The following is an 18,431-nucleotide window of genomic DNA, read 5'->3' as shown; positions in this document are numbered from 1 at the left end:
GTCAGTGTTCCTTTCGCTGTGCGTTGCTGGTGAGGTGCTCCGCCGGCCGCTGCGCCGTGCGCAGCCAGACCGTGGAGTCGGGTGGCAGCAGTCCCGCGTCGAGCGGGCTGCTGCTGAGCAGGACGGCGGTGTGCTCCGGGAGGGGCACCGCGCGGTCCGACAGGTTGGTGACCGACACGAACCGGTCGCCGCGGGCGAAGGCGAGCACGCCCTCCGGCGCCTCCAGCCACTCCAGCGGCCCGTCGCCGAGACCCGGCTCCGCCCGCCGCAGCCGCAGCGCCTGCCGGTACAGCCAGAGCATCGACGCCGGGTCGCTCTGCTGCGCCTCGACGGTGAGCGCGGCCCACTCGGGAGGCTGCGGCAGCCACGGCTCGGCTCTCGACAGCTCCGGGCTGAAGCCGAACGGCGGCTCGGTCCCGCGCCATGGCAGGGGGACGCGGCAGCCGTCGCGGCCGGGGTCGACGCCGCCGGAGCGGAAGTGCATCGGGTCCTCGATGCGGTCGGCCGGGAGCTCCTCCACCTCCGGGAGTCCCAGCTCGTCGCCCTGGTACACGTAGAGCGATCCGGGGAGCGCGGCGGTGAGCAACGCCGCCGCCCGTGCTCGACGACGGCCGAGCGGCAGGTCGGTCGGCGTGCCCCGCCGCTTCGTCGCGAACGCGAAGGCGGTGTCCGCCCGGCCGTACCGGGTCACCGGCCGCGTCACGTCGTGGTTCGAGAGCACCCATGTGCTCGGCGCGGCGACAGGAGCGTGCGCGGCCAGCGTCTGCTCGATGGAGGCACGCAGCTCGCCCGCCTCCCACGGCCGGGCCAGGAAGTCGAAGTTGAACGCGGTGTGCAGCTCGTCCGGACGCAGGTAGCGGGCGAACCGGTCGATGTCCGGCAGCCACAGCTCCCCGACCAGCACCCGCGTGCCCGGGTACTCCTCGGCGACCTGCCGCCAGGAGCGGTAGATCGCGTGCAGCTCGTCGCGGTCCTGATTCGGGTGCTCGCCCGGCCCGGGAGCCTCCGGCACCTCGGGCAGCGCCGGGTCCTTGACGAGCAGCGCGGCCGAGTCGATCCGCACGCCGGCGACCCCGCGGTCGAACCAGAACCGCAGGATGTCCTCGTGCTCGCGGCGCACGTCGGGGTGGTTCCAGTTGAGGTCGGGCTGCTCCGGGCTGAACAGGTGGAGGTACCACTCGCCCGGGCGGCCGTCGGCCTCCGTCACGCGCGTCCAGGTGTCGCCCGAGAAGTTCGACACCCAGTCCGTCGGCCGCTGCTCGCCGCGCTCGCCGCGGCCGGGCCGGAACCAGAACCGCTCGCGCTCCGGCGATCCGGGGCCGGCGGCCAGGGCCTCCCGGAACCACGGGTGCCGGTCGGAGACGTGGTTGGGGACGACGTCGATGATGGTGCGGATGCCGAGGGCGAGCGCCTCGCGGATCAGCGCCTCCGCCTCGGCGAGGTCGCCGAAGGCCGGGTGGATCGTGCGGTAGTCGGCCACGTCGTAGCCGCCGTCCGCCAGCGGCGACGCGTACCACGGGGTGATCCAGATCGCGTCGACGCCGAGGTCGTGCAGGTAGCCGAGGTGCTGCCGGAGGCCGGCGAGGTCGCCGACGCCGTCACCGTTCCCGTCGGCGAAGCTGCGCAGGTACACCTCGTAGATGACGGCGCTGCGCCACCACGCCGGGTCGTCGGCGGGAGGTGTCGGCGGTGCCACGCGGTCGGCCGGAGCCAGCACGGAGAGGTCCACGGTGAGCCCTTCGCATCGGGCGGCCCCTCAGCGGGCCGCGGGTGCGCGGCGGGGCGTCGGCCTCGTCGCTGCGCCTCAGCATGCAGGTACTCGACAGGATTGCGCAAGAACTCGACAGTGAGTAATTCCCTTGCGCATTCTTGCGCGGATTTGCGTCAGGCGACGGGCGCGGGAGCCGGTCCCGTGGACCCGCGGACCACCAGCTCCGGCTCGAACAGCAGCTCGTCCGACAGCGCCGAATCGCTCGAGATCTGCCGCAGCAGCAGCTCGATCACCGTGCGGCCCATCGGCTCGATCGGCTGCCGGATGGTCGTGAGCGGAGGCTCGGTGCAGTTCATCAGCGCCGAGTCGTCGTACCCGACGATCGACACGTCGCCCGGCACCGACAGCCCGGCCCGGCGCACCGCCCTGATCGCGCCGAGCGCGAGCGGGTCGCTGGCGCACACGATGGCGGTGACCCCGGCGGCGAGGAGGCGCGTCGCGCCGGCCTGCCCGGCCTCCAGCGAGTAGAGGGAGTGGACGATGAAGCCGTCCTCCAGCGGACTCCCCCAGCTCTCCGCGAGGCGCTGCGCCGCGGCGAGCTTGCGCTGCGACGGCACGTGATCGCGCGGGCCGAGCAGCAGCCCGATGCGCTCGTGACCCAGCGATCGCAGGTGGGTGAGCGCCTGCGTCGTCGCGACCGAGTCGTCGCATGAGACCGTCGCGAAGCGCAGCGCGTCCACCGGCGCGTTCACGAGCACGGTGGGCAGGTTCAGCTCGGTCAGCCGGGCGTAGTGGTCGTGGGAGGCGTCCTCCTGGGCGTACGCGCCGCCGACGAAGACGACGCCGGAGACCTGCTGCTGCAGCAGGAGGTCGACGTAGTCGGCCTCCGTGATCCCGCCGGCGGTCTGCGTGCACAGCACCGGGGTGTACCCGTTCTGCGCGAGCGCTCCGCCGAGGATCTCCGCGAAGGCCGGGAAGATCGGGTTCTGCAGCTCGGGCAGCACGAGACCGACCAGCCGGGCCCGCTCACCCCGCAGCTTCGTCGGCCGCTCGTAGCCGAGCACGTCGAGCGCGGTCAGCACGGCCTGACGTGTCGCCTGCGAGACGCCCGGCTTCTCGTTGAGCACCCGGCTGACCGTGGCCTCACTGACACCGACCTTGCGCGCCACCTCGGCGAGTCGCTTCGACATGGCGACAGTGTACGCAAGGCGTTGCAGGATCGCGCAAGTCGTTTGCGGAATCATCCGCCGCGGCTACGATGACCGGCATGGCGACTCCCGTGGCGAAGGCCACCTCCCTGCTACTGGCCAGCCACCCCGGGCCGACGGTGGTGGTGACCGTGATCGCCACCGGGGTGGGTCTCGGCCTCGGCTACCCGCCCGGCCGCCTCCTGCTGCTCGCCGTCGCGGTACTGCTGGGCCAGCTGTCGATCGGCTGGTCGAACGACTGGCTCGACGCCCCTCGCGACCGCGCCGTCCAGCGCGCCGACAAGCCGGCCGCCCGTGGCGACATCTCCGTCTCGACCGTGCGCGCCTCGGCCTTCGTCGCCCTCGCGCTCGCGGTGGTCGTCACCCTGCTGCTGGGCTGGGCCGCGCTCCTCGCCCACCTCGTCGTCATCGCGGGAGGCTGGGCGTACAACCTCGGGCTGAAGTCGACGGTGTTCTCGTTCGTGCCCTTCGTGGTCAGCTTCGGCGCCCTCCCCGCCGTCGCGACGCTCGGTCAGGAGCAGCCGGCGCTCGCCCAGCCGTGGGTCTACGCGGCGGGGGCCCTGCTCGGGGTGGCCGCGCACGTGACCAACGTGCTCCCGGATCTGGAGGACGACGCGCGCACGGGCATCCGGGGCTTCCCGCACATGCTCGGCGCCCGCCGCGGCGGCCTCGTCGCCTTCGGCTGTCTCGCCGCCGCGACGCTCCTGATCACGTTCGGCCCCGGCTTCCCGGTGCGCCCGGTCCTGATCGTCGGGCTCGTGCTGGGGCTGGCGGCCGCGATCACCGGCGTGGTGCTGCTCCTGCGCCGGAGCCCCACCCGGCTGCTCATGCAGCTCGTCATGGCCTGCGCCGTGATCGACGTCGTGATGCTCGCCCTCGCGGGTCAGTCCGTCGCCGTCTGAATCGGCTCCGCCGCGGGTTCGTGGTTGCGGATGCCGATGGCGGACACCACGCCGCCCGCGATCAGCAGTCCGGCCGTGCACAGCAGCGCCCGGTGCAGCCCGGCCGCGTCGAGCTGCTGCCCGATGATCAGGCCCGCCATGGCGACCGTGATCAGGCCGGCGATGCGCGAGACGGCGTTGTTCACCGCCGACCCGATGCCCGCCTGCTCGTGGTGGATGGAGCCGAGGATCGCGCTGGTGAGCGGAGCGACCGTGATCGAGAGCCCGATCCCGAACAGCAGGACGCCCGGCAGCAGCTCCAGCCAGTAGTCGACGTCATCGCCGAGCATCAGCAGCCACAGGAAGCCGCAGGCGGCGACGATCGGCCCTGCGCCCATGAACAGGCGCGGCCCGTACCGGCCGGCCAGTCCGCCGAAGAAGCCGGAGAGCAGCAGCATGCACAGCGTCGACGGGATGAACACGAACCCGGCGACCGTCGCCGGGAACCCGGCGACCTGCTGCAGGAACAGCGTCACGACGAGCGGCCCGAACGCGAGCGCGCCGTACACGAAGGCGGTCGCGAGGTTGCCCACCCAGAAGTTGTGCACCGAGAACAGTCCGAGCGGCAGCATCGGCCGCTTGATCCGCGTCTCGGCCACGAAGAAGGCGACGAGCGCGAGCACGCCCAGCAGCAGCGGGATCCACACTCCAGGGCTGGACCAGCCCTGCACGCCCTGCTCGATCAGCGCATAGACGGTGCCCGCCAGACCGAGCGAGCCCAGCACCGCGCCGACGACATCCACGCTCCCGCCGCTGCCCTTGTCGCTCTGCCCCAGCGTGAACATGAGGACGAGCGTGATCGCGATCGGGATCACATTGATGACGAACACCCAGCGCCACGACAGCGCGTCCACGAACACGCCGCCCACGACCGGGCCGGCGATCATCGCGACACCCGTCCACGCCGTCCACCGGCCGATCGCCTTCGCCTGGGCGGGACCGTCGAAGGTGGAGATGATGATCGCGAGCGAGCTCGGCACCAGCAGCGCCCCGGCGACGCCCTGCAGCGCCCGCGCGACCACCAGGAACACCCCGGTCGGCGCGAAGGCGCACAGCAGCGAGGTGATCAGGAAGCCGATCAGCCCCGCGTAGAGCACGCGTTTGCGGCCGAACACGTCCGACAGCGACCCCGCCACGAGGATGAGCGACCCGAGCGTGATCAGATAACCGTCGACCACCCACTGCTGCAGCGGCAGCCCGCCGCCCAGCTCCTCCGAGATCGCGGGCAGCGCGACGTTGATGACCGCGCCGTCGAGGAAGGCGACGAAGCTGGCGAGGATCGCGATGAGGAGGACCCGCAGCTGCAGCGACGTCATCCGTCCGGTGGTGGGCATGGACTCATCCAAGCGCCCACCACCGACGAAAGCAATGAGCGGCGCGACGGCCGCTAGTCGTTGCCCTTCGTGCAGGTCTGCTGTGCAGCCGTCTGGCCGGTGATCGTCGACGGGAGGTCGACCGCGCCCGTGCCGGTCGGCGTCGGCGTGGCGCCCGGGGCCGCCGGCTGCTCGGTGCCGGGCGCTGCCGGCGCGCCGGAATCGGGGGTCGCCGCGTCCGTGCCGCCGCCGTCCGTGCTGCCCGGGGTCGGCGTCGCCGTGGCGGTCGGGTCCTCCGACGCCACGCCCGTCGTCCCGGTGAGCCGCACCGGCTGGTCGTTCACGAGCGCCTCGTTGAGCGCGTCGGCGGCGTCGCTCTGCACCACCACGCGGTTCACGTCGTCCGGATCCTCGACGGTCGGGTACTGGACGAACACCATGTTGTCGAGACCGGTGTCCTTCACCGCCATCGCGATCTGCACGAGCGTCGTCGGGTTGCTCAGCGACTCCGACGGCGTCACGTTCGCCACCGCCGCCTTCGCGAGCGCATAGAGCTGCACCGGGTTCGAGAGCACGCCGCCGCTGACGATCTTGCGCGCGAGCGCCGACAGGAACACCTGCTGGTTGGAGATGCGGCCGAGGTCGCTGCCGTCGCCCACGCCGTGGCGGCTGCGCAGGAAGGACAGCGCGGTGTCCCCCACCAGCTCCTGCTGCCCGGCCTGGAGGTCGAGCGGCGGGTTCGTGTAGTCGTCCTTCACGGGCGACGCCAGGCACACGGTCACGCCGCCGACCGCGTTCGACATCGCACTCACCCCGGCGAAGTTGATCGTGGCCGCGAACGGGATGTTCAGGCCGGTCAGCTCCTCCACGGTCAGCACCACGCACGCCAGCCCGCCGCGCGAGAGCGCCGTGTTGAACTGCGCGTACGAGCTGCCGTCGACGGTGCCGTTGCCGTCCGGCGACGGGCAGTCCGGGATCTTCGTCATCAGGTCGCGCGGGAAGCTGACGACCATCATGCTCTTGTGGTCCTGAGCGATGTGCAGCAGCATCGTGACGTCGTTGTTGCCGGCGCCGCTGCTGGCGTCCTGCTCCTCCTGCGTCTCGTAGATGCCGCCGAGGTCGCTCCGGCTGTCGGTCCCCGCGAGCAGCAGATTCACGCCGCCCTCGATCGCACCGACGTTCGGCACCGGCTGCTGCGTCTGCCCCGACCGCGTGACGAGGGCGACACCCTTCTTCACCGAGTGGGCCACATCCCACACCGCGTACCCGGCCACCGACCCGACACTCACCACGGCCACGGCGGCGACCAGCGCCACGATCCGCAGGACCAGCCCGGCGGCGCGTCGCCGGGGCAGGCGCCCGTGCCGGACCGGCGCCGGTCCGCGCGGGCGCTGCTGTCGGCGCGGTGAGTCGGTCATGCGCATCCTTCGAGGTCGAGCGCGCCCGGGGCGCCGTGACGGTGGGCAGGGATGCCGAAATACTACCGAGGAGAAGCTTTCGAGCCGCTGAGGGTCGGGTCTCCACGACGCGCGACCGGCTGAAGGTCCGTCCACGAACCGTACGTCCGCGCCCGCAGCAGCAGGATCACGACGGCCGTCACCGTGCCGATCAGCACGGTCGCGCCGCTCGCCAGGAAAACGCCGGTCGGCCGCACGATCGACTCCCCCGCCAGCGCCTGCGCCGTGACGACCACCAGCGCTCCGGCGTATGCCGCGCTCGCGATCACGATCAGCCGCACACGCACGCGGTCGTCGGCGAGCACCCGTACCCGTCGGCCGAGCCAGGCCAGCACGATCGCGAGCAGCGGGAGGAGTTGCAGCGCGTGCATCCCGACGAAGTGCGGGATGCGCAGGTCGCCGCCGACGGTGCTCCAGCCGAGCAGCGGCAGCCCGGGACCGCCGTCGGCGAGCCCGACGGTGTGGGCGCCCGCGATGCCGCGGAAGTCCGCGAGCTGCTGCGCCGTCGGACCGGTCATGAGGTACGCGAGCCCCATCCCCACCAGGGCGATCACGCCGCCCGCCCGCACCGCGAGCGTCGCCGAGCGGGTCGGCAGCCGCAGGAAGAAGACCGTGAACGTCGTGACGAACGTGCAGACGTAGAGCACGGTGATCGACACCGCCATGACCGCCCAGAGCGCCGTCGCGAGCGGCGTCGACACGTTGAAGTGGCTGGTCGTGCCGGCCGCCGCGGCGCCGACGATCACCGCCTGCTCCACGATCAGGGCGACCGCGATGACCGTCCCGGTCGCGTGCGCGATGCGCCGCCAGCGCGGCAGTTGTGCGATCAGCCAGGCCCAGGTCACGCTGTAGAGCAGGATCGACAGCGAGAACTTGAGCGGCTTGGTCCACGCGTCCAGCCCGGTGACCTCGCGATGGTCGACCAGGAGGCCGACCAGGCTGACCGCGGCGCACACCGCCATCAGCGCGGCCACCGTCATCAGCGGGCGGTGCCAGGCGAACACCGACTTCCACGTCGTCCTCATGGCGTGCTCCTCCGGTTCGTGACGACGGCCTGCGCGATCCTGCGCAGACCGAGGGCGAGCGGGTCGCCCAGGATGGTGCCGACGACCATGAGCTCGGTCATCCGCGAGCGGTCGGGCAGCAGGCCGACGGCGCCGAGGTCGGCCTCCGCCTGCACCTGCGCCGCCTCCGCGTACCGGTCGAGGTAGTCGTCGGGAAGCGGGAAGCCGGCGCGCTCGAACCCGTCGAGCACGCGCGCGGCGATGTCGCGCCCGATGTTGTCGTCGCAGTCGCCCCAGCTGGCGCGCGCCACCAGCGCATCAACGCGGGCCAGGGAGGCCGCGGTCGGCTCGGACACGTCCGGCACCGCCGCGCGCGACAGCGCCTGCTGCGCCACGTCGAAGGTGGCCGCGATCGGAGCCCCCGGCTCGTCGAGCGCGGCGAGGACGTCGCGCACGGAGGCGACCGAGAGCTGGCCGATCTCGAGCATCGCCCGCACGAGCCGCAGCCGCTGCTCGTGCGCGTCGGAGTACTCCGTGCGGTTGCCCCCGAGCCGTTCCCCGGCGGGCAGGAGGCCCTCGCGCACGTAGTACTTGATGGTGGCGGGCGCGACTCCCGTCCGCTCCGACAGCTCTCCGATCTGCATGTCGCTGATAGTACCACTACCGGTAGTGCTGCTACCAGTGCTTGTCGTCTCCGCCGTCGGCGAACGTCCCGCCTGCGCCCGGGCGCACCGCCCACGTCTGCTGGCACGATCGTCGGGTGACCGAGCAGGACTCCCCCGACGCCCTCACGCGCTGGCTGCGCGCGCACGCCGCCCGCCTCTCCACGCTCGACCCGGACGCCGAGGACGACACCGACCTGGAGCCGCTCCTCGACATCGTGGGCGACGCCCGCGTCGTCGCCATCGGCGAGTCGATGCACCGGGCGCACGAGTTCCTCCAGCTGCGCCACCGGGTGTTCCGCTTCCTGGCGCGCCGCGCGGGCTTCACCGCGCTCGTGCTCGAGAGCGGGTTCCCCGAGGGCGCGATCGTCGACGGGTGGCTCCGCGACGGCGGTGCGGGCGTGCGCGGCGTCCTCGAGCGCGGCATCTCGTACGGCTTCGGCCGCTGCGAGGAGCAGCTCGACCAGCTGGCAAGGATGCGCGAGCAGCGTCTCCGCTCGGGCCTGCCCCTGCGGTTCTCCGGGATGGACCTCGCCGATTCCGCCGCCAGCGCCCTGACCGGGGTGGAGACCGCTCTCGGGCTGCTGGACGACCTCGACCCCGCGTACGCCGCCCACGCGCACAGCACCCTGCTCCCCCTGTTCGCGTATCTGCCGCGCGACCGCAGCGGGATCGCGCAGGCCGCCATCACCATCCAGGCGTACCTGGCCCTCCCCGCAGCCATTCGCTACGAGCTCACGGCGCGGATCGGCGACCTCGTCGCCCGGCTCCGCGCCCGACGGCCGGAGTTCCGCACGCTCGCCGATCCCGAGCGGGTCGAGACGGCCCTGCGTGCGGCAGAGGTCGCCCAGGCGACCGACGCCTTCCTCGCGGCGATGACCGCGGGCCCGACCCGCACCTGGCCGGGCGCGAACCTCCGCGATGCGACCATGGCGGACACCGTCGAGTGGATCCTGCGTCGGGAGCCGCGCGTGGTGATCGGAGCAGCGAACGGGCATGTGCAGAAGCGGCCGTTCCTCGCCCCGCCGTTCGTCCCCTCCCCCATGACAACGGTCGGCGAGCATCTCGCCGACCGCCTCGGGACCGACTACGTGGTCATCGGCAGCGCGTTCGACGGCGGCGAGGCGTGGCTGCACCGCCCGCGGCCGGAGGACCGGCCCGGCCACTCCACCCCCTTCGTCCAGCGAATGAACCCGGCCGCGCCGTCGTCGCTGGATGGTGCCCTGTCGAGTGCGTCGACGGAGCCCTACCTGGTCGACCTCCGCGGCGTCGATGGCGAGGCGGCTGCCCTGCTCGACGCGACGAGCGGCACCCTCAACGGGGACGAGCTGCAGCCGGTGGACGCGCGCGCGGCCTTCGACGCGATGGCCTTCGTGGGCACCGTCACCCCATGGCACACCTGGATCGAGACACCGCGCTGACTCCCGCCGGCGGCCCGTCAGCGGTCACGCTCCTCGGGTCCGCGCTCCCCGGGCCCGCGCTGCTCCGGCTCGGGCTGCTCCGGCTCGGAATGGGCCAGCATCCCGACGACCACGAAGAGCGCCCACGCCACGAGGCTGACCGCGACGAGCAGCACCCAGGGCGCCCACCAGTCGTCGGGCCACGGCAGCGCGCTCGTGCACTGCGCCGACGGGCGGCTGAACGGGCTCACGACGTAGCTGCTGGAGTCGTAGGCGACGCCGCCGGATTCGACGCGTCGCGGCGGGCAGCGCCAGAGCGAGCCGACCACGATGACCGCGAGGAGGCCGCAGGCCACGGCCCCGAGGGGTCGCACCCAGACCGCCCGGCGACCGGAGGTGGTGCTCACCACCCCAGCGTCCGCCGCTCCTCGTCACGGCGTCAGCTGGACAGCGTGTTCCGCTCTGCGCAGGAACGACGAAGGCCGGCCCCGCGTCTCGCGGTGACCGGCCTTCTGTTGGTGGATCTGAGGGGACTCGAACCCCTGACCCCCTGCATGCCATGCAGGTGCGCTACCAGCTGCGCCACAGACCCGTACGGTGTTCCTTCGGCCTCCCGAAGCAACTCAACGATCGTACTACATGGGCGGGCGCAGAGCGAAAACGGTCGCGCGGGCCGGGCGCGTCGCGTGTCCCGGCCCGCGTCAGCGATCAGTCGAACAGCTCGCTGAGCCAGTTCTCGCGCTTCTTCTTGTACGGGTACTGGCCCTCCTGCGGGTACTGGTGCTGCTGCGGGTACGCCTGCTGCGGGTAGGCCGGCGGGACCGGCGCCTGGTGCTGCGGGTAGCCCTGCTGCGGCTGGGCGGGTGTGCTGCCGGCGCCGGCGCGGTCGATGATCTTGTCGAGCTCTCCGCGGTCGAGCCACACCCCTCGGCATTCGGGGCAGTAGTCGATCTCGATGCCGCTGCGCTCACTCATGACGAGGGTCGCGTTGTCGGTGGGACACTTCATGCCCACAGTGAACCGGCTCCGCATGAGAGAACTCTCAGGCGAAGCCGGGAGAACGCCGAGTGCGGCGTCGGATGTTACTCTGCGCGCTCCGGGACCGGGAGCTGGATCGGGATGACGGGGCAGTCCTTCCAGAGCCGCTCCAGCGAGTAGTACATCCGGTCCTCCTCGTGGAAGACGTGGACGACCAGGTCGCCGAAGTCGAGCAGCACCCAGCGGCCCTCGGCCTTGCCCTCGCGGCGCAGCGTGCGGACGCCCGCCTCGTTGAGCCGGTCCTCCACCTCGCTCGCGATGGCGACGACGTTGCGCTCGACACGGCCCGTGACGAGCAGGAAGGCGTCGGTGAGGGGCAGCGGACCGGAGACGTCGAGGCCGACGAGGTCCTCGCCGCCCTTGGAATCGGCTGCGGCCGCCGCGAGCTGCAGCAGTTCGAGGGCGTGCGGGGATGCGGTCACGAGCGGTCCTCCGGTCGCGGGGCGGTGACGGGTACGGGGTGCGGTGCGGCGGGCAGGAAGATCAGAACACCCTCAGCACATAGGCGGCGATGAGCAGGCCGATGACGCCGACCGCGAGCACACCGGCGGTGACCATGAGCACGACCGGGAGCGTGTTGCCGCGCTTCTTCGGCGGCGTGATGACCCCGCGGGTCGAGGAGTGGCTGCTGATCGCGCGCGAGGCACGGACCGGAGCCACCTCCGAGGTGTTGAACTCGTTCTCCTCGCCGTCGAGCAGACGGTCGATGTCGGACGAGTCGAGGTGCTGCGGGTTCGCGCCGGTGGCGCCCATTCCGCGCGGCAGGTCGATCGAGCCGGTGACGAGGATCTCACCCGTGCTCGTCAGCGGCGCGGTCGCGTCGGGCTGCGGGATCGCGGGCAGGATCAGCGCGTTCGTCGTGGTCGCGGCCGTCGACTGCCCGACGTTGCGGGAGATGATCGGCTCGTTCTTGTCGTCGAGCTCGGCCGCCGTCGACCAGTGACCGGTCGGCGGCGTGAACGGGCGACGCTCCTGAGCGGCGTCGCGGTCGGCGGCGGGCGCCGGTCGAGCGGCGGACGACTGCGCCGCGGACGGCTGGGCTGCGGACGGCTGGGCTGCCGCCCCCGCGCTGCCCGGCGCGGGCGTCGAGAGCCCGAACGCGGTGAACGGGGACTCGGAGGCCGCGGTCTGCGTCACCGTGGTGTCGGTGCGATCGCCGTGCGCGGCGGATGCCGTAGCGGGTGCGGCCGACGGGGCCAGCGGGGCGAACGGCCACGCCGACTTCGCAGAGCTGGACGGGGTCTCGGCCTCCGGCGCGGGCGCCGGAGCGGCGGCCTGCTGGGGCGCGGACGACTGCGGGCGCGGCGATGCCGGCGATGCGAAGGCCACCGGGGCGACCGGCTCCGCGATCTGCGGGCTCTGGCTGGCCTGGTTGGCCTCCTGCGCCTGCAGCATCGCGCGCAGCTCCCGGCGGGTGAGGGTGCGCTCGGGAGCGGCACCGGAGGCGGCCGGCTGGTCGGACGTGAGCACCGACACCGGCTGCGTCACCGGCTCGGGCACCTTCGGGTCGGACGCCCGCTGGAACAGCCCGCCCGGCGAGCCGGCGGCCGGTCGCTGCTGCGCGGCCTGCGGTGCTGCGCCCTGCGTCGCTCCACCCTGCGCCGACGCTGGGCGTGACGGCGGCGTCACGAGCGGCTCGGCGAACGCGGTCGCGGGGATGGCGGGACGCTCGGGCGCCGCGGGCTGAGGCTGCGCGGACTCCTGCTGCTGGGAAGCCTGCTGCTGGGCCGCCTGCTGCTGCGCATTCTGCTGGGCGGAGCCGGCGGTGGCCGTCATCTCGGGGATCTCACCGGCCGGCGTCGACTCGGCGGTGCCGGCGCGACGCGACGCGGTGCGCTCCTTCTCGCGCGCCTGTCGCCTGGTCTGCGGCTGCGCGCTCGCATCGTTGGGCTGATCAGGCCACAAAGTCATGCCACGCTCCGATACAAGTGGTGTTTGGAGATGTACTGGACCACTCCGTCGGGTACGAGGTACCAGACCGGGAATCCCCTGCTCACCCGGCTCCGGCAATCGGTCGACGAGATCGCCAGGGCCGGAACTTCCAACAAGCTTACGTCTTGCTGCGGCAATCCAGAAATACTCAAGTCGTGTCCCGGACGACTCACAGCAACGAAGTGCGCGAGCTTCCAGAGCTCGTCGACATCGCGCCAGCTGAGGATCTGCGCGATGGCGTCGGCGCCGGTGATGAAGAACAGTTCGGCGTCCGGGCGCTCCTCGTGCAGGTCGCGCAGCGTGTCACGGGTGTAGGTCGGTCCGTCGCGGTCGATGTCGACGCGGGAGACCGTGAACCGGGGGTTGGAGGCCGTGGCGATCACCGTCATCAGATAGCGGTGCTCCGCCGGCGTGACCTCGCCCTTCTGCCAGGGCTGCCCGGTGGGGACGAAGATCACCTCGTCGAGGTCGAACGACTGCGCGACCTCGCTCGCGGCGACCAGGTGGCCGTGATGGATGGGGTCGAAGGTGCCGCCCATCACGCCGATGCGCGGGCGGCTCTTCTCCGTCAGCTCCATGCGTTGCGAGGACTAGTGTCCCTGCGTCGGGTGACCGGTGCCGTGGTGGGTCGCGCCGGGGGCGCCGGCGTGCGAGGCGGCGTCGGGGGCGGCGCGGTGGCCGTGACGGTTGGCGACGTCCTTGTAGCTCCAGCCCACGATGAGGAGGACCAGGAAGACGGCGGCGGCGATGGCTCCGAACGCCCAGGCGGGGATCGGCAGCTCGACATGGGTCTCCGCAGCGGCGAGGACGGTCGTCAGGTGAGACATCGGTGATTCCTTTCCGGGCGAGGCCCGCAGTCCAGTCTAGTGGCCGCTCAGCCGCGGATCTGGCCGGACCCGCGGACGATCCACTTGGTGCTCGTCAGCTCGGGCAGGCCCATCGGTCCGCGCGCATGCAGCTTCTGGGTCGAGATGCCGACCTCGGCGCCGAAGCCGAACTCCCCGCCGTCGGTGAAGCGCGTGGAGGCGTTCACCATCACGACCGCGGAGTCGACCTCGGCCAGGAAGCGCTCGGCGTTCGCCAGGTCGTTCGTGATGATCGACTCGGTGTGCTGTGTGGAGTAGCGGCGGATGTGCTCGATCGCCTCGTCGAGGTCGTCGACCACCTTCACGGCGATGTCGAGGCTCATGTGCTCGGTGGCCCAGTCCTCGTCGGTCGCCGGGACGGAGGTGGTGGAGGCGTCGGCGGCGTACGGCAGGGAGCGCTCGTCGGCGTGGATGGTGACCCCGGCCTCCGTCAGCGCGGCGAGCACCGGAGGGAGCAGCCGGTCGGCGGCGGAGCGGTGCACGAGCAGCGTCTCGACGGCGTTGCAGACGCTCGGGCGCTGCACCTTGGCGTTGCGGACGATGTCGACGGCCCAGTCCTCGCGGGCGCTCTCGTCGAGCACGACGTGGACGACGCCGGCGCCGGTCTCGATCACGGGCACCGTCGACTCGGTGACCACCGTGCGGATGAGGTCCGCACTCCCCCGCGGGATCAGCACGTCGACCAGCCCGCGCGCCTTCATCAGCTGCGCGGCTCCGTCGCGGCCGAACTCGTCGATGGTCTGCACGGCGTCGGCAGGGAGCCCGGTGGAGGCGAGCGCCTGCTGGATCACGCCGACGAGCACGCGGTTGGTCTCGATCGCCGCGCTGCCGCCGCGGAGCACGGCGGCGTTGCCGCTCTTGATCGCGAGGGCGGCGATGTCGATGGTCACGTTGGGGCGGGCCTCGTAGATGGCGCCGACCACGCCGAACGGCACGCGCACCTGCGTGATGTGAACGCCGTTGGGCAGCGCGCTGCCCCGCACGGCCTGGCCGACCGGGTCGGCGAGCCCGACGATCTGCAGCACAGCGTCGGCCAGGCCCTGCAGCCGGGCCGGGGTGAGGGACAACCGGTCGAGCAGGCCGCTGGAGAGGCCGTTCTCCCGGCCGTTGGCGAGGTCGAGCTCGTTGGCGGCGATGATCTCGGCGGAGGCCGCGAGCACCCCGTCGGCGATGGCGCGGAGGGCCGTGTCCTTGCGGTCGGTCGTCGCGGTGGCGAGGGCGATCGAGGCGCGCTTCGCGGCGGCAAGCTTCTCGTCGAGCGACACGGGGGCGGCGATGGTCGAGGACATGCCCTCAGTCTAGGACGCGGCCGCAGCCTCGGACGCGGGCACCGGGAACGTCATGGCGCCGGACGCGGCGACCGGAGCCGGCGCGAACCACGTGCCCACGGCCTCCCCCCGCAGCGCCTCGGTCACGAGGGTCGTCGCGGTCAGCACGACGGCGGTGCCGCGCTCGGCGGCCTGGCGCGCGGCGGAGACCTTGGTCAGCGCGCCGCCGGTGCCGACGCCGGAGAGCCCCGTCGCGCCGATGGTGACGCCCTCGAGCGCGTCGTCGTAGGCGACGTGCTCGATGCGCTCGGCCCCCGGCTCCTGCGGCGGTTTCGTGTAGAGCGCGTCGACGTCGGAGAGCAGCACGAGGAGGTCGGCGTCGAGCAGGATCGCCACCAGCGCGGCGAGGCGGTCGTTGTCGCCGAACCGGATCTCGTGCGTGGCGACGGTGTCGTTCTCGTTGACGATGGGCAGGATGCGGAGCTCGAGCAGGCGCTCCATGGCCCGCCGGGCGTTGCTGCGGTGGGTCGGGTTCTCCATGTCACCCGCCGTGAGCAGCACCTGTCCTGCGACGATGTCGTACCGGTCGAGGCTGTCCTGGTAGCGGTAGATGAGCACGTTCTGGCCGACCGCCGCGGCGGCCTGCTGCGTCGCCAAATCCGAGGGGCGCGACTCCAGCGCCAGATAGGGGATGCCGGTGGCGATTGCACCCGACGACACGAGCACGACCTGGGCGCCCCGCCCGTGCGCCTCGGCGAGGGCGTCGACGAGCGGGCCGATCTGCCCCGCGTTCTCGCCGCTGATGGACGAGCTGCCGACCTTGACGACGATGCGGCGGGCGGCGGGGATCTGGCTGCGGTCGTCGATGGTCATGCCCGGTCGGTCTCCTCGGATTCCGTCGCGTTCTCGTCGTAGGTGTCGTCCTGCCAGAGGCCGGCCTCGCGCTCGCGCAGCAGCTCGGCCCGCGCCTCCGCTTTGGCGTCCATGCGCTCGAAGTAGTCCTCACGGCGCTGGTTGCGGGTGGGCCGCTGGTTGGCGTCGAGCCGCACGTCAGTGCCGCGCGGCGAGGTGATCAGCTCGGCGGTGGAGGTCAGGGTCGGCTCCCAGTCGAACACCACGCCGTTGTCGCGGCCGATGACGACCGTCGAGCCGGCGACGGCGCCCGACTTGAACAGCTGGTCCTCGACGCCGAGCTTCGCGAGCCGGTCGGCGAGGTAGCCGACGGCCTCGTCGTTGGCGAAGTCGGTCTGGGCGACCCAGCGCTCGGGCTTGGCGCCCAGGATGCGGTAGACCGGGCCGTCCGAGCCGCCCTCGACCTTGACCACGAAGCCGCTGTCGTCGACCGCCTTCGGGCGGATGATGATGCGCGGGCGCACGGCCTCCTCTTCTGCCTGCTGCGCACGTGCCTGCTCGACCACCTCGGCCAGAGCGAAGGACAGCGGGCGGAGGCCCTCGTGGCTGACCGTGGAGATCTCGAACACGCGATAGCCGCGCGCCTCGAGGTCCGGCCGCACGAAGTCGGCGAGCTCGCGGCCTTCCGGCACGTCGATCTTGTTGAGCGCGATCAGCTGCGGGCGCTCGAGGAGCGGGAGCTGGCCCTCCGGCACCGGGTACGCGGCCAGCTCGCGGAGGATGACATCCAGGTCGCTCAGCGGGTCGCGGCCGGGCTCCAGCGTCGCGCAGTCGAGAACGTGCAGCAGCGCGGAGCAGCGCTCGACGTGTCGCAGGAACTCCAGGCCCAGGCCCTTGCCCTCGCTCGCGCCCTCGATGAGGCCGGGCACGTCGGCGACGGTGTAGCGGGTGTCGCCCGCCTGCACCACGCCGAGGTTGGGGTGGAGGGTCGTGAAAGGGTAGTCCGCGATCTTCGGCTTCGCAGCGGATAGCGCCGCGATCAGGCTCGACTTGCCCGCGGACGGGTAGCCGACCAGCGCCACGTCGGCGACGGTCTTCAGCTCGAGGACGACATCGCCCTCCCAGCCGGGCGTGCCGAGGAGCGCGAAGCCGGGAGCCTTGCGCTTGGTCGTCGCGAGAGCGGCGTTGCCGAGGCCGCCGAGGCCGCCGGGCGCCGCGACGAAGCGCATGCCGGGCTCGGTGAGGTCGGCGAGCTCGTCGCCGTCCGGGCTCTTGACGACCGTGCCGACCGGCACCGCCAGCTCGAGGTCCTCGCCGGTTTGACCGCTGCGGTGGTCGCCCATCCCGAAGCCGCCGTTGTCGCTCGAGCGGTGCGGGTGGCGGTGGTAGCCGAGCAGGGTCGTGACCTGCGGGTCGGCGACGAGGACGATGTCGCCGCCGTTGCCGCCGTTGCCGCCGTCAGGGCCGGCCAGCGGCTTGAATTTCTCCCGCCGCACGGAGACGCACCCGTTGCCGCCGTTGCCGGCGCGCAGATGCAACGTCACGCGATCCACGAACGTCGCCATGATGGTGGTGCTCCCTACGGTGTCTGAAACGGCGGATGGGCGGGCCGAAGCCCGCCCATCCGGATGATGCTGCGCGTGGCGCGGAGGCTCAGGCCTCGGCGGCCACGATGTTGACGACCTTGCGGCCGCCCTTGGTGCCGAACTCCACCGCGCCCGCCGAGAGGGCGAACAGGGTGTCGTCGCCGCCGCGGCCGACGTTCACACCGGGGTGGAAGTGCGTGCCGCGCTGGCGGACGAGGATCTCGCCGGCGTTGACGGTCTGGCCGCCGAAGCGCTTCACGCCGAGGCGCTGCGCGTTGGAGTCGCGGCCGTTGCGAGTGGAGCTCGCTCCCTTTTTGTGTGCCATGTCTTCTTCTCCTCGAGGTCCGGTATCGGCTACTTGATGCCGGTGATCTTGACGCGCGTGAGCTCCTGGCGGTGGCCCTGGCGCTTCTTGTAGCCGGTCTTGTTCTTGAACTTCTGGATGACGATCTTCGGACCGCGCAGGTCGCCGAGGACCTCCGCGGTGACCTTCACCTTGGACAGCGCGGCGGCGTCGGAGGTGATGGTGTCGCCGTCGACCAGCAGCACAGCAGCCAGCTCGACGGTGCCGTCCTTGTCGGCCTTGATGCGGTCCATCGTCACGATGGTGCCGACCTCGACCTTCTCCTGCCGGCCACCGGCGCGCACAACTGCGTAAACCACTTTCACGTACCTTTTTTCGTCGGGGAACAGCTCCCGGCGGCTTCTCAGCCCGGACCTGGTCCTGCTCTTCACTGTTCTGGGGATCACTGTCGAGTCCGCCCGCTCGCCCGAGGCGGGAGCGGCTCTCAGAAAACCATGACGGCGGTGCGGATCAACGCCCGGCACACACCAACGGTCTACTTTACCCGAGGCCCGGGCAGCCGGTCAATTCGGCTCCCGGTTCCTACAATCATTCTATGACGGTCCTGATCGATCCCCCGGCATGGCCCGCCCACGGCATGTTGTGGTCGCACCTGGTCAGCGACGCGTCGCTGGAGGAGCTGCACGCCTTCGCCGCGGCCAACGACGTGCCGGAGCGCGCCTTCGACCTCGACCACTACGACGTGCCCGACCGTCGCCACGACGAGCTCGTGGCGGCCGGGGCGACGCCCGTGCCGGGCAAGGAGCTGGTGGCGCGGCTGATCGCGAGCGGACTGCGCGTGAAGGCGCGCGACCGCACGCGCCGGCACTGACGCCGGCGCGTGGCGGAG

At 72.0% G+C, this 18,431-nt stretch carries 20 protein-coding genes and 1 tRNA gene; 3 read left to right on the top strand and 18 right to left on the bottom strand.

The genetic code is table 11. The features are described from left to right. Position 1: 1 nt before the first annotated feature. Together P5G50_RS11995 and P5G50_RS11990 are read right to left on the bottom strand one after the other, a co-directional pair. Positions 2 to 1,729 (bottom strand): glycoside hydrolase family 13 protein, encoded by a 1,728-nt coding sequence (locus tag P5G50_RS11995; protein WP_435870877.1) that lies wholly within the window; start codon positions 1,727 to 1,729, stop codon positions 2 to 4. A gap of 155 nt (positions 1,730 to 1,884) precedes the next feature. Further along, on the bottom strand, positions 1,885 to 2,901 hold the full coding sequence (locus tag P5G50_RS11990; RefSeq protein WP_301208684.1) for a LacI family DNA-binding transcriptional regulator: 1,017 nt from the start codon (positions 2,899 to 2,901) through the stop codon (positions 1,885 to 1,887). A 77-nt stretch (positions 2,902 to 2,978) separates the two neighbouring features. Here P5G50_RS11990 and P5G50_RS11985 point away from each other — a divergent pair, with 77 nt between their 5' ends. Next, complete coding sequence (locus P5G50_RS11985) at positions 2,979 to 3,821, top strand: UbiA family prenyltransferase (RefSeq protein WP_301208686.1); 843 nt, start codon at positions 2,979 to 2,981, stop codon at positions 3,819 to 3,821. Here the strand turns inward: P5G50_RS11985 and P5G50_RS11980 are convergent. The 4 genes from P5G50_RS11980 to P5G50_RS11965 form a co-directional block, all read right to left on the bottom strand. Next, on the bottom strand, positions 3,803 to 5,194 hold the full coding sequence (locus P5G50_RS11980; protein ID WP_301208688.1) for an MFS transporter: 1,392 nt from the start codon (positions 5,192 to 5,194) through the stop codon (positions 3,803 to 3,805). The genes P5G50_RS11985 and P5G50_RS11980 overlap by 19 nt on opposite strands. Positions 5,195 to 5,247: 53 nt before the next feature. Continuing rightward, positions 5,248 to 6,591, bottom strand: a complete 1,344-nt coding sequence (locus tag P5G50_RS11975) for an LCP family protein (RefSeq protein ID WP_301208690.1) — start codon at positions 6,589 to 6,591, stop codon at positions 5,248 to 5,250. A gap of 62 nt (positions 6,592 to 6,653) precedes the next feature. Further along, positions 6,654 to 7,655 (bottom strand): hypothetical protein, encoded by a 1,002-nt coding sequence (locus P5G50_RS11970; RefSeq protein ID WP_301208692.1) that lies wholly within the window; start codon positions 7,653 to 7,655, stop codon positions 6,654 to 6,656. Then, entirely contained in the window at positions 7,652 to 8,278 is a 627-nt protein-coding gene (locus tag P5G50_RS11965; RefSeq protein ID WP_301208694.1) for a MerR family transcriptional regulator, read from the bottom strand. The genes P5G50_RS11970 and P5G50_RS11965 overlap by 4 nt, the downstream gene beginning before the upstream one ends. 116 nt (positions 8,279 to 8,394) lie before the next feature. Here P5G50_RS11965 and P5G50_RS11960 point away from each other — a divergent pair, with 116 nt between their 5' ends. Continuing rightward, positions 8,395 to 9,717, top strand: coding sequence for an erythromycin esterase family protein (locus P5G50_RS11960; protein ID WP_301208696.1), 1,323 nt, complete (start codon positions 8,395 to 8,397; stop codon positions 9,715 to 9,717). Between the two features lie 17 nt (positions 9,718 to 9,734). Here P5G50_RS11960 and P5G50_RS11955 read toward each other — a convergent pair whose 3' ends face one another. From P5G50_RS11955 to rplU, 12 genes are all read right to left on the bottom strand, one after another. Continuing rightward, the gene (locus P5G50_RS11955) at positions 9,735 to 10,103 is read right to left on the bottom strand and encodes a hypothetical protein (RefSeq protein WP_301208698.1); all 369 of its coding nucleotides are present in this window, start codon (positions 10,101 to 10,103) and stop codon (positions 9,735 to 9,737) included. A 109-nt stretch (positions 10,104 to 10,212) separates the two neighbouring features. Continuing rightward, positions 10,213 to 10,288, bottom strand: a tRNA-Ala gene (locus P5G50_RS11950). 116 nt (positions 10,289 to 10,404) lie between these two features. Next, positions 10,405 to 10,704, bottom strand: coding sequence for a TFIIB-type zinc ribbon-containing protein (locus tag P5G50_RS11945; RefSeq protein ID WP_301208700.1), 300 nt, complete (start codon positions 10,702 to 10,704; stop codon positions 10,405 to 10,407). A gap of 74 nt (positions 10,705 to 10,778) precedes the next feature. After that, entirely contained in the window at positions 10,779 to 11,156 is a 378-nt protein-coding gene (gene rsfS / locus P5G50_RS11940) for a ribosome silencing factor (RefSeq protein WP_301208702.1), read from the bottom strand. A 61-nt stretch (positions 11,157 to 11,217) separates the two neighbouring features. Continuing rightward, on the bottom strand, positions 11,218 to 12,645 hold the full coding sequence (locus tag P5G50_RS11935; protein ID WP_301208704.1) for a hypothetical protein: 1,428 nt from the start codon (positions 12,643 to 12,645) through the stop codon (positions 11,218 to 11,220). Beyond that, positions 12,642 to 13,244 (bottom strand): nicotinate-nucleotide adenylyltransferase, encoded by a 603-nt coding sequence (nadD, locus tag P5G50_RS11930; RefSeq protein WP_301208706.1) that lies wholly within the window; start codon positions 13,242 to 13,244, stop codon positions 12,642 to 12,644. The genes P5G50_RS11935 and nadD overlap by 4 nt, the downstream gene beginning before the upstream one ends. Positions 13,245 to 13,256: 12 nt before the next feature. Continuing rightward, positions 13,257 to 13,493, bottom strand: a complete 237-nt coding sequence (locus P5G50_RS11925) for a hypothetical protein (protein ID WP_301208708.1) — start codon at positions 13,491 to 13,493, stop codon at positions 13,257 to 13,259. Between the two features lie 47 nt (positions 13,494 to 13,540). Continuing rightward, the gene (locus P5G50_RS11920; RefSeq protein WP_301208710.1) at positions 13,541 to 14,821 is read right to left on the bottom strand and encodes a glutamate-5-semialdehyde dehydrogenase; all 1,281 of its coding nucleotides are present in this window, start codon (positions 14,819 to 14,821) and stop codon (positions 13,541 to 13,543) included. Between the two features lie 9 nt (positions 14,822 to 14,830). Next, on the bottom strand, positions 14,831 to 15,673 hold the full coding sequence (proB, locus tag P5G50_RS11915) for a glutamate 5-kinase (protein WP_301208712.1): 843 nt from the start codon (positions 15,671 to 15,673) through the stop codon (positions 14,831 to 14,833). Further along, positions 15,670 to 17,217, bottom strand: a complete 1,548-nt coding sequence (gene obgE, locus P5G50_RS11910) for a GTPase ObgE (protein WP_301208713.1) — start codon at positions 17,215 to 17,217, stop codon at positions 15,670 to 15,672. The genes proB and obgE overlap by 4 nt, the downstream gene beginning before the upstream one ends. Before the next feature lie 88 nt (positions 17,218 to 17,305). Further along, a complete protein-coding gene (gene rpmA / locus P5G50_RS11905) occupies positions 17,306 to 17,563 on the bottom strand; it encodes a 50S ribosomal protein L27 (protein WP_301208715.1) in 258 nt (85 codons plus the stop codon). Between the two features lie 29 nt (positions 17,564 to 17,592). Continuing rightward, positions 17,593 to 17,901: a 50S ribosomal protein L21 gene (rplU, locus tag P5G50_RS11900; protein ID WP_301208717.1), complete on the bottom strand. Its 309-nt coding sequence runs from the start codon at positions 17,899 to 17,901 to the stop codon at positions 17,593 to 17,595. Between the two features lie 236 nt (positions 17,902 to 18,137). Here rplU and P5G50_RS11895 point away from each other — a divergent pair, with 236 nt between their 5' ends. After that, complete coding sequence (locus tag P5G50_RS11895; RefSeq protein WP_301208719.1) at positions 18,138 to 18,413, top strand: DUF4031 domain-containing protein; 276 nt, start codon at positions 18,138 to 18,140, stop codon at positions 18,411 to 18,413. The last annotated feature ends 18 nt before the right edge of the window (positions 18,414 to 18,431 follow it).

Origin of the sequence: Leifsonia williamsii (assembly GCF_030433685.1) — a bacterium.
GTDB lineage: Bacteria > Actinomycetota > Actinomycetes > Actinomycetales > Microbacteriaceae > Leifsonia > Leifsonia williamsii.
This window is presented reverse-complemented; position numbering and strand designations above follow the sequence as displayed.

Bases quoted from the DNA above. Each gene is read 5' to 3' on its own strand.
- P5G50_RS11935 (WP_301208704.1), bottom strand. From the start codon at position 12,645: ATGACTTTGTGGCCTGATCAGCCCAACGATGCGAGCGCGCAGCCGCAG.
- P5G50_RS11980 (WP_301208688.1), bottom strand. From the start codon at position 5,194: ATGCCCACCACCGGACGGATGACGTCGCTGCAGCTGCGGGTCCTCCTC.
- P5G50_RS11985 (WP_301208686.1), top strand. From the start codon at position 2,979: ATGGCGACTCCCGTGGCGAAGGCCACCTCCCTGCTACTGGCCAGCCAC.
- nadD (WP_301208706.1), bottom strand. From the start codon at position 13,244: ATGGAGCTGACGGAGAAGAGCCGCCCGCGCATCGGCGTGATGGGCGGC.
- rpmA (WP_301208715.1), bottom strand. From the start codon at position 17,563: ATGGCACACAAAAAGGGAGCGAGCTCCACTCGCAACGGCCGCGACTCC.
- P5G50_RS11945 (WP_301208700.1), bottom strand. From the start codon at position 10,704: ATGAAGTGTCCCACCGACAACGCGACCCTCGTCATGAGTGAGCGCAGC.
- P5G50_RS11920 (WP_301208710.1), bottom strand. From the start codon at position 14,821: ATGTCCTCGACCATCGCCGCCCCCGTGTCGCTCGACGAGAAGCTTGCC.
- P5G50_RS11965 (WP_301208694.1), bottom strand. From the start codon at position 8,278: ATGCAGATCGGAGAGCTGTCGGAGCGGACGGGAGTCGCGCCCGCCACC.
- proB (WP_301208712.1), bottom strand. From the start codon at position 15,673: ATGACCATCGACGACCGCAGCCAGATCCCCGCCGCCCGCCGCATCGTC.
- P5G50_RS11975 (WP_301208690.1), bottom strand. From the start codon at position 6,591: ATGACCGACTCACCGCGCCGACAGCAGCGCCCGCGCGGACCGGCGCCG.
- P5G50_RS11990 (WP_301208684.1), bottom strand. From the start codon at position 2,901: ATGTCGAAGCGACTCGCCGAGGTGGCGCGCAAGGTCGGTGTCAGTGAG.
- P5G50_RS11970 (WP_301208692.1), bottom strand. From the start codon at position 7,655: ATGAGGACGACGTGGAAGTCGGTGTTCGCCTGGCACCGCCCGCTGATG.
- P5G50_RS11895 (WP_301208719.1), top strand. From the start codon at position 18,138: ATGACGGTCCTGATCGATCCCCCGGCATGGCCCGCCCACGGCATGTTG.
- P5G50_RS11925 (WP_301208708.1), bottom strand. From the start codon at position 13,493: ATGTCTCACCTGACGACCGTCCTCGCCGCTGCGGAGACCCATGTCGAG.
- obgE (WP_301208713.1), bottom strand. From the start codon at position 17,217: ATGGCGACGTTCGTGGATCGCGTGACGTTGCATCTGCGCGCCGGCAAC.